This is a genomic window from Photobacterium carnosum (assembly GCF_021236965.1).
Classification (GTDB): Bacteria; Pseudomonadota; Gammaproteobacteria; order Enterobacterales; family Vibrionaceae; genus Photobacterium; species Photobacterium carnosum.
In genome coordinates this window covers 16,900-29,883 of record NZ_WMDN01000017.1, presented here as the reverse complement: position 1 = coordinate 29,883, position 12,984 = coordinate 16,900, and the positions used below count along the sequence as shown (strand labels likewise).

12 protein-coding genes and 1 pseudogene are annotated in these 12,984 nt (G+C 36.3%); 4 read left to right on the top strand and 9 right to left on the bottom strand.

Going from position 1 to position 12,984, the window contains the following annotated elements:
- Positions 1-130 precede the first annotated feature (130 nt).
- Positions 131-310: a hypothetical protein gene (locus GLP24_RS14725; RefSeq protein WP_101767556.1), complete on the bottom strand. Its 180-nt coding sequence runs from the start codon at positions 308-310 to the stop codon at positions 131-133.
- 66 nt (positions 311-376) lie between these two features.
- Here GLP24_RS14725 and GLP24_RS14720 point away from each other — a divergent pair, with 66 nt between their 5' ends.
- On the top strand, positions 377-2,764 hold the full coding sequence (locus GLP24_RS14720) for a phosphoadenosine phosphosulfate reductase domain-containing protein (protein WP_101767555.1): 2,388 nt from the start codon (positions 377-379) through the stop codon (positions 2,762-2,764).
- Here the strand turns inward: GLP24_RS14720 and GLP24_RS14715 are convergent.
- Together GLP24_RS14715 and lepB are read right to left on the bottom strand one after the other, a co-directional pair.
- Positions 2,761-3,582 carry a hypothetical protein gene (locus tag GLP24_RS14715; protein WP_101767554.1) on the bottom strand — a complete coding sequence of 274 codons (822 nt, stop codon included), beginning with the start codon at positions 3,580-3,582 and terminating at the stop codon, positions 2,761-2,763. The genes GLP24_RS14720 and GLP24_RS14715 overlap by 4 nt on opposite strands.
- Positions 3,583-3,666: 84 nt before the next feature.
- A pseudogene (gene lepB / locus GLP24_RS14710) lies at positions 3,667-4,182 on the bottom strand (signal peptidase I); the annotation flags it as partial.
- A gap of 341 nt (positions 4,183-4,523) precedes the next feature.
- On the opposite strand from lepB, the gene GLP24_RS14705 reads away from it, so the two are divergent.
- The gene (locus GLP24_RS14705; protein ID WP_232578123.1) at positions 4,524-6,446 is read left to right on the top strand and encodes a BRCT domain-containing protein; all 1,923 of its coding nucleotides are present in this window, start codon (positions 4,524-4,526) and stop codon (positions 6,444-6,446) included.
- A 73-nt stretch (positions 6,447-6,519) separates the two neighbouring features.
- Here the strand turns inward: GLP24_RS14705 and GLP24_RS14700 are convergent, their stop codons facing one another.
- The 5 genes from GLP24_RS14700 to GLP24_RS14680 form a co-directional block, all read right to left on the bottom strand.
- Positions 6,520-7,236 (bottom strand): hypothetical protein, encoded by a 717-nt coding sequence (locus GLP24_RS14700; protein WP_101767551.1) that lies wholly within the window; start codon positions 7,234-7,236, stop codon positions 6,520-6,522.
- On the bottom strand, positions 7,237-7,623 hold the full coding sequence (locus tag GLP24_RS14695) for a hypothetical protein (RefSeq protein ID WP_101767550.1): 387 nt from the start codon (positions 7,621-7,623) through the stop codon (positions 7,237-7,239). It lies immediately after the preceding gene.
- 231 nt (positions 7,624-7,854) lie between these two features.
- Entirely contained in the window at positions 7,855-8,184 is a 330-nt protein-coding gene (locus tag GLP24_RS14690; protein WP_232616196.1) for a hypothetical protein, read from the bottom strand.
- A gap of 330 nt (positions 8,185-8,514) precedes the next feature.
- A complete protein-coding gene (locus GLP24_RS14685) occupies positions 8,515-9,087 on the bottom strand; it encodes a hypothetical protein (RefSeq protein ID WP_101767548.1) in 573 nt (190 codons plus the stop codon).
- Entirely contained in the window at positions 9,087-9,404 is a 318-nt protein-coding gene (locus GLP24_RS14680) for a hypothetical protein (RefSeq protein ID WP_144043143.1), read from the bottom strand. The genes GLP24_RS14685 and GLP24_RS14680 overlap by 1 nt, the downstream gene beginning before the upstream one ends.
- A gap of 250 nt (positions 9,405-9,654) precedes the next feature.
- Between GLP24_RS14680 and GLP24_RS14675 the strand changes: the two genes are divergently transcribed.
- Positions 9,655-9,957, top strand: a complete 303-nt coding sequence (locus GLP24_RS14675; protein ID WP_101767546.1) for a ParE family toxin-like protein — start codon at positions 9,655-9,657, stop codon at positions 9,955-9,957.
- Between the two features lie 19 nt (positions 9,958-9,976).
- The gene (locus tag GLP24_RS14670; protein WP_101767545.1) at positions 9,977-11,647 is read left to right on the top strand and encodes a DUF6884 domain-containing protein; all 1,671 of its coding nucleotides are present in this window, start codon (positions 9,977-9,979) and stop codon (positions 11,645-11,647) included.
- A gap of 45 nt (positions 11,648-11,692) precedes the next feature.
- Here GLP24_RS14670 and GLP24_RS14665 read toward each other — a convergent pair whose 3' ends face one another.
- Positions 11,693-12,976 carry an L-cysteine desulfidase family protein gene (locus tag GLP24_RS14665; RefSeq protein ID WP_101767544.1) on the bottom strand — a complete coding sequence of 428 codons (1,284 nt, stop codon included), beginning with the start codon at positions 12,974-12,976 and terminating at the stop codon, positions 11,693-11,695.
- Positions 12,977-12,984: the final 8 nt, after the last annotated feature.

The window sequence follows — 12,984 nt, the reverse complement described above, 5'->3', positions numbered from 1 at the left end:
GCTTTAAGGGAATGGATTCCGCAGCAAATACCAGTATCAATATAAAATCTACGAAAATCTTGTCCGATATTTTAAGCATGGTATCGGGAATAGGTGGGAAAACCGAGTATTATATACTCGGTTTTTTTTATTATTTGTATTGTAAGTTACCCACGAACAACCCATCGTTACCCACGAACAATTCATCGTTACCCACGAACAATTCATCGTTACCCACGAACAATTCATCGTTACCCACGAACAATTCATCGTTACCCATGAACAATTCATCGTTACCCATGAACAATTCATCGTTACCAAAAACATTCATCTTGCGCCTATAAGATACCGTGTAAAAATAATTTAACGGTTTTCTTTTTTATTGGGGGATTTAAAAATGCACTGCGACGAAATTAACATTAAGAATGTTGACGAATGGGATTTATGGGAAACAGGAATAGACAATGCTGATATAGAAATTGGTAAAGAAGCGATCTGCGCCGTTCTTCGTATTTATCAATATTTGCTTGCAGGTAAAATATTTCAATTAAATTATTCAGGTGGTAAAGATAGTGAGGTGTGCCTTGGGTTATTAATTCTGGCATTAATGAAAGCAAAACGTAATGGTGACAAGATTAGCCCTCACTCTTATGTATTACACGTTGACACCCGAGTTGAAAACCCTGAAGTACACAATCTAACGTCTAATAAGTTAGATAAACTACGTAAGTTCATTACAGAAAATGACATCCCATTATCTATTGTAATTGCTCAACCATCACTGAGTAGCAGTTGGTTAATGCGAATAATCGGGGGGAGAGGACTGCCGACTTTTGTTAACACTGAATACCGCCAATGTACTCACGAATTAAAAATATCATCAGCTAATAAGGCTAGGGCTAACTATATATCTAACATTGATAGATCCTTGCATAAAGACATTGTGATGCTGTTGGGTAGCAGAGACAGCGAGAGCGTGCATCGAGCAGCCTCAATTGAAAAGTTCAATGGTAGCAGTACGTTATTAACATCAGAAAAAAACTGCGATATTGCAACGTTATATCCAATAAAAGAGTGGACTGATGGTGATGTTTGGGATTTTTTAACTAACGCAGGAATTAATAGTAAGTACCGTACAATACCCTCATACCTTGATAATCACCTAAGAACCGTTGATCTGTATCGAGATAGTGGCAATGGCGAATGCGTGTATTTTCAAGGACAAGAGCAAGGTCGAAGTAAGAGTCAATGCTCAGCTCGGCATGGGTGCTTTATCTGCGTTGCTAGTGGTGACGACAAATCGATGCAAAAGCTATTAGATACTAATCCTGAAAAATACGGTTACATGCGCGGTATAAACCGCGTTCAGCGATTACTATATCTAACTCGATACGATTGGTCATATCGGCACATTGTCGGTCGTACAATCAGTGATGCCGGTTATATTCAATTAAAGCCTGACACTTATCATCCATCGTTTGTAGCAACACTTCTTCATGCGTTAATTTCGTTTGATTACTTAGAGGTTCAACGTGCAAAGGATGTAGCTAACAAACTAAAAAATGGCGATATAATTAACGATAGTTACAATCAGAGAATGTCACAACCACAATTTCAATTTGTTACAGAACAAGACATTGTTGGTATCGAATCTTTGTGGTCCCTTCATGCATTTCAAGATAAGCCATTTCAAGCTATGAAAATTTGGCATCATGTTTACTCGCTGCATAAACTAGAAACGCTAAATTTTGTTGATAATCTTGAAGAAACACCTCGTACACCGATCCCTGCCGCTTTGTGGTTAAGGATAGATCAATGGGCGACGGGTAATTATTGTGGCTTACATGACTTAGCTGACGATATGACGGCATTTGATGTGGATTTTAGCTCTGGTCGTCAAGTTGTGGTTAATGATGATAATACAGTTACTCATACATGTAGCTTCAATGAACTCAGATCATTCAGTGTCGATGAGGACGGTGCTAAATGGCTTGTTCACGATGAGTTTGTTCGGCTATGGCTCAACGGCGATTTGGATTGTTTTACGCATTCTTACTCGTTTCAGATGATGCTTCGAAGTGGGATCTTATCATTGCCGAAAGGGAAAATTAAACTGTACAACAAAATGGCAATGCGGGGGCAGTGTTACTCACAACTTAAAATTTCTGGGGCGAAAACCATTGAAGATATACTTGCACTACCTGATCTTAAAATCATTGGAGATAAAGAACATAAGATTCTGAATTTAAAAGCTAAAAAAACAAAAGAGCAACAAATTATCAATGATAAAAAGATAAAAGAACAACAAATTATCAATGATAAAATGCATAGGTCGGTAGCTAATAAAATTAGTAAAGGGGTAGCGTTCGATAAATATAGCGAGAATGAAATCGTTGTTTACAAACAACAAATGGAAATCCAAGTGCAGAACGTGCTTTCTCAGATCAATCTTGCTATCAACATCGCGTGTGAAGAATTAAATTCAAAATTAAAAGGGAAAATAGCGAGGCAACAATACGTATATAAAACCCCAATTATTCTTGCATTAAAAAAACGGATAACGGAGAGCAAGAGAGAATTAGGCGATTATTATCATCAGCAAGTTTTACTTCAGCAGAAGATGAGCATTCAAAGCTACTTATCCATTTTTGAACGTGGCTCATTTAATGATTTTGATTCAGATCACTTAAAAGAGTTGGCGATTGAAAATCCGGCCATTTTTAAAGGTATGATGTTAAATACGATTAGCCAATGTGATGCAACATTGGCTGATTTCTTGTTTTAATAATTATCTACGCAACAAAATTGCGAAAAAAAATCACCTAGTGTTTTATCAATATCAATGTCGCCTCTTGATTTGATGATTAATTTCATTTCTTTAATGGGCCTAATATTTTTTTCATTAAAGAGCACGCCATCATCAATGAAAATATGAGCTCTAAAGTGATGAATATAAAATTGAGATATAATTTTTGTCGTTGGGCAAATACGACGAACACTATGACGATAGCCAGAAAACGTTAACCAGTCATCGATAGCGCAGGCAAGTTCAGTATTGAACATGTGCCCATCAACTGATTGATAATTAAGAGTGCTATCGGTTATGCTTTTTACTTTTTTGATTGCTTGTCTAAATTTAGCATCCCGACAAAGTGTTTTTTTCCATTTGCAAATTTTACCAACACTATCAATATCATATTGTCGTCCATACATGCTTCCTGCAGTGGTCAGCAACAACTCGTTATTAATTGATTTATGGATGTACCCTAAAAACACTAGGCAACTAATTACCTGATCTGAAGATATCGCAAAATCATTACCAATTTCAGTTGTTGTTACGTAGAGATTTTTGGCTGTATTTAAAAAATCGGGGGTAATGGTAATAGACTTTATATCAATTTGACCATTATCCATTATTAATAAATTGTCAGGCCAATAGATACGCGATTCCTTGCCTTTATAAGTAGCGCCCAGACTTTCAGCATATTCCGTTAGCTCTAAATTACTATCCATCAAACCAGCAGTCACAAGTTTTTTTACCATAAGTCGATAATATGTATTATGTTTTTTCGCTATAGCAGACGTTGTTATAAGTTTTTTCATCTTAATTTAACCAATATATTTTGTTTGGAGTAACCATTTCTTAACGATCACAATGCAACCGTTAAAAGATATTCACTCAAAAACCTTTCCGATCAAATTTTGCTTAGGGACAAATCCCCAAAAACGGGAATCATGACTATGATCTCGATTATCACCCATGACAAAATAGGAATTATCAGGAACGACCCATTCATTTGCTTTCATACCGTCTTGTTGGAAATAATATTGTTCTACGCTCATTGCTTTTGAGTCGGTTATAGCATGGTCATTAATTCCATTTATTCGTTTTCCGCTTACATCAGTGACTATTAATTTTTTATTCTTATAACTAATCCGATCCCCAGGTGTACCGATGACTCTCTTGATAAAATTAACTCCTGGGGAATCAGGCATCCGAAAAATAATCACATCACCTTCTTTGGGTTCATCGTCATTGGCATACAATACTTTGTTAAATAGCGGATCATGGACACCATAAGCGAATTTATTTAGTAGTATCGAGTCACCCACCTTGTATGTTGGCATCATACTCTCTGACGGAATATGCCAAATCTCAACCACGAAAAATCGTAATGCTAATACAATTGTTAATACAATTAGCAATATATGACTAAAAGTGAACACTCTCGAAAACAAAGGAGGCAAGACCTCGACATCAGGATAGAGTTCTCCTGTTTTCTTTATTATCGTTATCGCATTACGACGAAAGCTAAAAAAGTAAAATGTACTAATTAAAAGCACCTCTACCCAAATAAAAACCAACGTTAAATTAAAGAAAGTATACATACAACGCCTTACGTTAAATTTGTAAGCATTATATATTATTGTTCGTTACTTACTACACTTGATTTATGTGACAATTATTAAGTCATGTACGTGACTAGCTCAGATCAAAACTTATGTAATAATAGTTGCAGATGAATTATTTGGACATTTGAAAAATGAAAGAGTTATTAGCAAAACCTGTAATGTTTATTAGCAATGATGAGTTAAGTGCTTTATGTATTTATTTGAATGATGAATATAGAAAGGGCTGCCCGTTAGTATCAGATAATGAATTTGATGATATTTATCTAGCAGAATTAAAATTCCGTCAACCTAACCACCCGTTATTAACACATCCTCAACCTGAAAACTTTGGTGTTGAATCTACTCAGGTAGATGTATCTGATCGCATAAAACACGCTATACCGATGTTATCAACTAATAAAGCGTATTCTGTTGACGAAGTAAGCAACTTTGTTGCTCGCTGTGAAGCAGCAGCAATTGAAGCAGGTGTAGAGCCATCATCACTTACCTACAGACTAAGCGCAAAATTAGATGGTATTGCTGGAAAATTACTTAACAGTGGAACTTTACTTGTAACTCGTGGTGATGGAGTTGTTGGTAACAACATTAGTCATTTATTGGAAAATGGCTTAGTCATAATGGGCGATGGTAGTAAAGATAGCGTTGGTGAGATTGTAATGGAGCAGGCATATTTTGATGCTAATTTAGCGGATAAATTTGCCCACCCAAGAAACGTTGTCGCTGGTATTGCTGCATCACGAAACATTAACGAGTTTGCGCTAAAGGCACTAAAAGACGGAGCCGTTAGACTCGTTATTTATAGAGATATGCCAGTAAAAACGGTTGATAAAGAAACTCTAATTCAGCACATTGATTTATTCTCTGAAAAGTTTAAAGAATACACTCAATACCCAACGGACGGACTTGTTATAGAGATCACCGATGAAGCAACAAAAGCTGTTCTTGGTTCAACATCACATCACAATAACTGGATGTTAGCTAAGAAGAATCACGGTGAAACAGCAATCGTTGAAGTTAAAGAGGTTCGATACCAAGTTGGAAGGACTGGGAGGCTAACGCCAGTCGTTGAATTTGCAAGCGTTTTCCTTAGTGGTTGTTCTATTGAACGTGCGACTGGGCATCATGTACGTAACATTTTAGCAAACAAAATCGCTATTGGTGCAAAAATTGAAATCGTAAGAAGCGGGGAGGTGGTGCCATCTTGCTTGAGGGTTGTCTCTGTTTCTGATAATGAACCAGTTGATCCGATATCTTGCCCTTACTGTGGTCATAAGGTTGAATGGGTAGAGTCTAACTCAGGTGAGTTACCTTTATTTAAAGAATGTCAAAATCCTAATTGTTCAGCTCAAGCTGTCACTACAATAATGTATCACTTTAAAACATTAAAAGCGGATCTTTTTGGTGAAAAAACGGTCGAAAAATTAGTTGATGGTGGTCACGTTAAGATTGAGGATATTTATCATCTTACTATTGATGAAATTCAGAAATGTGGATTAGGTGCTGGTCAAGCTGCAAATTTAATTTCTGAAATTGAACGTATTAAATCATCAGAAATTGCAGATAACTTGATTTTAGCCTCTCTTGGCATCCATAAATTAGGTCGTGGTCAAGCAAGTAAAATGCTTGAGCATCACACCATTGCTGATATTGCTAGTAATGGCATTACAGCAAAAGAGTTAATCAAAATTGCAGGCTTTGGTAAATTAATCTCAATATCTATTAGTGACTCTATCAATGAACAACTGTTGCGATTGAACTTCTTAATTGGTCAATTTAGTAAAATTGTTGATACAAAATCAAGTGTGCCAATAGATACAAACGGGGTACTTAGTGGCTTAAATGTTGTTTTTACAGGGGCAATGGAATCTGGTAGTCGTGACGAAATGAAAGCAAGGGCTAAACAGTTAGGTGCAAATGTGCAATCAAGTGTTAACGGTAAAACGAATTATTTGATTTGCGGCAATAAAGTCGGGGCTAAAAAGATTCAAGAAGCCGAAGCGAAGGGAGCTAAAATGATTTCAGAGCATGAGTATTTAATTATGATCAATAAATAATTAGCAATTGCCAATTAGGTAAAAAAATCCTAGCTTAACGCTAGGATTTTTTTTGTTTAGTAACCCAAAAACATTACGCTTGAGTGTCGTTAGTGGCTGACAACTGATGGCAATTATTGTCAAAAAATAAATCTGTAGGTAACGTACCATTTAGCAAATATTGTTCAGTGATTTTAATTGCTTCAGCACAACCAAAAGCAAAAGTTGCCAAGTAGCCCATAGTGTTTAACTTACGAATAATACTCTTCTGCCTTTCTTTTGGGGCAGCCTGAGCTGAACTTCTACAGCTATACCCACAAGGTTGACGTTTGAACTCAATAAATAGACCGAATTTATTGTTTGCTGGATACATTATCTGTACGTCAGGCCAACCTTTATTTAAACCTTCCGCACTTAATGAGTAGCCATCCATCCCAACTCTTTTTGAACCGTTAGGTACTGATGCAGCCACATCACAAATTTGGGGGTGATTATTTAGTAGCCATTTAAAATATAAGCACTGTTCGTAATGTTCCAACATCTTATTTTTAATTACTGGATTTGCATCAAGCCGCTTAACTTCGCGCGCGTAAATGCTGTCCTCTGAGAGTTCAAGAGCGGCTACTTCTTTTTTATATTCAGCTAAGCTCATCTTTCTGTTGCTATTGCTGTTACTCGGCTTATCCGTGGACGCACGAGCATTGGTACTAGCAGATTTACCTGTAGGCAAAGTGTTTCGCTTACTTGATGATTTTGAATAACGACTATTTGATAGTAATTTTTGTCGTTCAGTGATAGATAAAACAGCCATTTATTCGTGGTATCCTTTTTCAAATTGATCATGTTGATTACTGAATTTTGGATAGGGGTTCATATATACGCCTTTACTCGCTTTTTGTTTAACCCCTGCTCGGTATGCCTTATTGAGCATTACAATGTTATAAACAGGCATTGAAGCCGAAAATAAAGGGAATAACAGCAACACATAAGCCCACTCGATACTGAATCCTTTATAAAAGAATATTGCAGATGTTAACCAGAAAATTAAATTAAATAGTCTTGAGTTCCAAAGGGACAAAACAAACAACCAACCAAGCACTTTCACACTTCCCAGTTTATTGTTTGGATATTTAATGTTTCTATTTTCTATCTTGGAGAGAATCTTCTGCGCAACTGTTGTGTTTTTTCTTGTGTTCATTCTTGATTACTTCAATTTCAACGTTTAGCGTTATATATTATATTGTTTCTTTATTTTGATATACACCATGAAAAATAACGCTAATGAATCAACATTGATAGGATAAGTTTTTTGAAAGATTGTTTGTTAATGACAACCCAATAACGGAATCACAGAAGGATCTCTGTTATGTCGTAATGGAGTTACGAAAAGGCAATCAGAACATAATATATATGACTGGTATGGCATCGTTTAACTACTACTTTCTCCGCCGTTGATAATATTCAACTCTGCCTCTGTCTTGGCAGTGTTAAGTAACCATAATGACTGCTTAATGGCGTTGAGGTTTCTCATTGGCATCCTTATTTTGGCTCCTACATTACTCAACAATTCACTTGCCTGACGTAAAGATGGAGTGTCTCCTATAAGAATAAATGTCACATTCGACATTGAAGATTTACCTTTCCTTAATTCCTCATTGATTATGTCATGGCTTAATACACCGACTGAAATCAATAACTTTTCTATGTTTTCCTTTCTTAAATTATTCTCTAATCGGGATATTCTTTCTTTCCTATTCATGGAGTTCGATGAGTAGGGGGCAATCATTGCACCTTGCCAGATCAAACCATGGTAGTCTGAAAGTATTAATCAATTATCGTTATTCAATACCTTCATATATCTTTTGCTCAAATTGAAAAAATTTGAGTTATATAATTCCGATGCTGAATAACACTTTTCAGTATCATTTTGCAGTTCGCATCCAGCTAATATATATATCTTTATTCGTGCCACAACCTTGCTCCATATGGGTGCTGTACTCATGAATATATTATAACTATGAATTTAAATATCGTAAGTAAAAAACAAAAAAAGACACATTTTAAATGTGCCTTTCTTCAAGTATTCAATCTAACTTGCGTTCCTCCAAGTACCATTAATATCTAATGATACAGATTTAGCTAGTTCATCAACGGTCATTGAAACGATAACATTATCCGTCGTATTAATAGTGCTTTCTACTGGTCGCCAAATCAACTTACCATCACCAGCTATTTCGTTACAAATTTCAACTCGCACCGCTTTTGTCAGTGGAATTTCAGAAAACGTTACCCACCAGTCGTTAGGATTTGATGATACCAAATCAGCACGTTCCAACAATAAGTCACGTCGTTTACGACTCATTCCTGTATCTCGACGGGCATCGTTCCAACTGCGAGCATCAATATCGTTTACTAAAAACACATAACGTACCAAGGCACCAGTTAAATTTATCATTTCATCCATAGACATTAGGTGTTGCTGCTGTGTTCTAGGATTAAAGGCTATTTTGCGAGCTGAATTTTCAAAGTTGTCATTGCTTGACAACCAAACTACAGGCTTTTCTTGACGATCAGGTTTTAGCGGTGAACGTTGCAGATAACCACTTTGTTCTATATCAGCAAATTTAGAATTGATTGTGTAATGATATAAATTAGTTAGCATTAAAAACTCCATTGAGAGATAAATTTTTCAAACGATTGTCCATCAAGGTGATTTTCTCCAACGTGGAATCCACAACCTCGATCATCTATTATTAACCAACAGCCAATTTTGGTATCAAATTCAAGGGAGAATAGATTGCCATCAACCTCATCCCTGCATAAATTAAGTCGCTTACATACAGCATCGTAAATAACATCTTCTGAATCACTAAAGATAAAACAGCAACCTTCTTCAATATCTCCCAAGTTCATATAACTAGGAGTTTTAATTTCAAAATAATGGTTAGTGCAAGTAATCATATAAAGTTTATTGTTCAACGAGATAACCCTTATCGTTAAATTACTTATTTATTCTCTCATGCATTTTTATACGCGCTAGTGGCGGGGCTTAATAAAGTAAACGCGTATTAGTTGTAATTTATCGTAAGGGAGTAACGATATTTGTTTTGGAGTATGTGATTTTAAATCGTGGTTGCAATACGACGTTAATCCCAAGCAGTAGCGCAGATAAATAACCATGTAAAACTAAGTTACGCGGTTAAAACGCATTAATAAGTAAGGCTAAATAATGGGACGTCAGATAAAAATAGATCAATGTAATTTTGAGCGAGCTTTTAAAAAAAGTTTAAAATCAATCACACAGCCAATTTCATTACGAGCGCAAGCCATCGCTGATGACATTAGATTTAATAAGGTAAATCCGAACAAATACGACGGCAAAAGGCTAAATATAAATCGTAATATCATTACAGTTAAAGTTGGTAATCGTCATCGTTTGTTAATGACTGAAACTAACAATGAAATAATTCCGTGGCAATGTTTAACTCATAAAAATTACAACAAAATGTATATGCGAATCAGCCATATTTAGTTTTTGAGAGGGAAGGAAAATGTCATCTATAGATTATGAAATCGGCAAACATAAACCATTGATTATTGTGCCATGTAGTAACAATAAAACAGCTAAACATTCATTAGCTATTGAAATGTATGATGGGAAAATAATCAATCAACTGAAACACTTGCATCAATTAGCAGATATCGCAGTATTGTCAGCGAAATACGGGTTAATCGATGCAAATGAAAAAATTGATACTTATAACGAGCGATTACACAAACGTAAAAGTAAGGGCGCTGAGGCGTTAACAGACGAGTTTGTAGCAAAACACATGGCATCATTTGAAAATTTGATGAGATCTTACGTTCATCACAAAGTTATGGGGAAACGTAAAATTCGTCGGACAGTATATGTTCTCCTTCCGTTCGATTATCTTAATGTGCTCGACGCTATGCTAAAAATAGCGCCTCAATCATTAACTAACTCTTTCGATTTTATTATATCTCGACAGCATCGAGGGATCGGTGATTTGATTGGTTACGCATCAAAACTAGAAAAAGAATTAAAGGCACCCCAAAATCCAACTCTATTTAGAAGTTGCGTTGCGAATCTTGATGAAGCTATTGGTTATATGATGTCGGGCCAAGATATGGGGATATCATTACATTACGTAAACGAGACGAAAAATTTATCAATATTTCAATATATTATTCAGGCTGCTGAAGCTGGTTATAAGATTTTTGTCGATACTGGTTTGATATCAGCTTTAAACAAAGGTTGCAAGATGACGTCATCTATAGAAATTTATGAGCATTATCAGCAAATACTCAAATTAGTTAGACCATCAGCTCGTAAAAACTTTTATTTTGTACTTAATGACAATCCAATGGATCATGAGAAACAACGAAATGAGCTGATCGCGCATCGTGCACAGATACGCAATATAGCCAAACATGCAAATGTTATTCTTCCTGTGCACCAATATGCTGTTGACGATATCGTTGATCATGCAACGAAGATGCTAGATTCATTAGGAATCAAGGATGTAATTTTAGGTATTCCAACACGAAGCATTAAAATGCCTGACGGTAAGCCCATCGCATTAACCAATAATAATATATTGAAATTACTTTCTGCGAAGAGGGGAAAAAACGATTATTTGTTTTCTCGCACCCATTGCCTCGGTATGAGCGAATGCAATCCTAAGTTTAACCACATGCATAACTTTCTTAAAATGTTTGGTGTAGAACAATATTTTGATGCTGTTCGCACCAGTAGCATCTTTACGTCAGGTCAAAAAGGCTACGTTAAAAAAGCCGACGTGCGCAGAGAAAGAATGATTACTCGTGTTGAAAAATCCGAATACTTCTTATCTCATATCGAAGATGATACTGATTTTCCGATTACTGAAATCGCTATTGAGATGATAAAGGACAATCCCTGTAACTTTGCTAAGACCTGGAATGAGCAATGTCAACGTATGATACAGAAACCGGAACCTTACAAAATAGCGGAATCAAATGATGAATGGGATGTCGAAAATAGTTTTTATTTCATTTTAGCTAACGCGAAAAATAAGGTAGGGGCTATTTTAAAGCGATTATTGTGGCTAAATTACACAAATATGGATGATTCAAGTGTTTCATCAACGGAAGTGCGTTCGGAAATTATCACTGAATTATTTTCAAGAGAGAGACGTGCGGTACAACTGAATATTTTTTAGCAAAACGAGCTCACTAAGCTTACTGGGCTCGTTTTTGTTCAAACATTAAGCTGACATTATATCAATAATTTCCGTATCTACGGCAGAGATGCCATTAGTAACTAGACGCCCGATATTTCTAATGCTTTGCTCAACATTTTTGGCAACGATACCTTGTTCACTGGCACACTGATCATGCATTGCTAACAAGAAAGCTGCACATGCAGAACAAGTTGCTGATTTAACTTTCATGGCACAAGTAGCTTTCGCTCCATCACAGATCATCCCTGCGACATCACTAATACAATTCTGAAGAGCTGAGCAAGATTGTTCAAACGTACCGCCAGCTAGATATACCATTGCCATTGAAGCTGCACCGCTAGTAACTGTATTACCACAGAAACCAGATAATGGCGGATAAAACGATTTGATATAAATTGCAGTCAAATGACTAATAATCAATGCTCGAGCTAAGTTCTCTTGATCTTGGTTATAGTAATTAGCAGTGATAACCACAGGGATTGTTGCGGCTATACCTTGATTACCTGAGCCAAAATTACTCATTGCGGGAAGAGTTGCACCACCCATACGAGCATCTGAAGCTGCAGAAGTTCGCATGATAATATCATTCATTAGATCATCAGTAATTATCCCTTCATTCATCGCGTCGGCTAATGTACGGCCAATTTCCAAGCCATAAGGATGTTCTAATCCGTGGTTAGATAAAGCGATATTGATATCAGCTGCGTCTAGAATGAATTTGATATTTTCAAATTTTTCCGTTGTTGCATATTCATAAATGTAAGCTAAGGAAATATCCACATCGTCGCAAACGGATCCAGTTGAAACTAACTTATTTTGTGGTTGCTCAAATACAACTACATCATCTAGAATTTTTTTAACGATTTGAGTATGCCCGCCCTGAAGCTCCACTTTTGCAACATGATTACCATCAGTCATTTCAATAAAACAATAGATAAATTCTTTTGTTTCTACGTTTCGCTTAACCGTAACCGAACCAGCATCAATTAGATTTTGTGCGCGATCGACATCAGACTGATTAATACCGGCAAGCACTTCAAGTCCATATTCAGGATTCCCATAGATAGCACCAGCTGCAGCTGCGATAGCTAAACCAATTTTACCTGTACCTGGGACAAACACCCCCATCGCATTTTTAAACAGATTTGAGCTAACTTCGACATGAATTCGAGTTGGTGCAGAGTGAAGCATTTCAGCCGCAACAGATGCAGCATAAGCCGCAGCGATAGGCTCGGTGCAACCAAGCGCAGGTTTTACAACGGTATTGATGATCTTTTTGTAGCTATTCCATTTAGTTTGATTTTTCATGACATTCT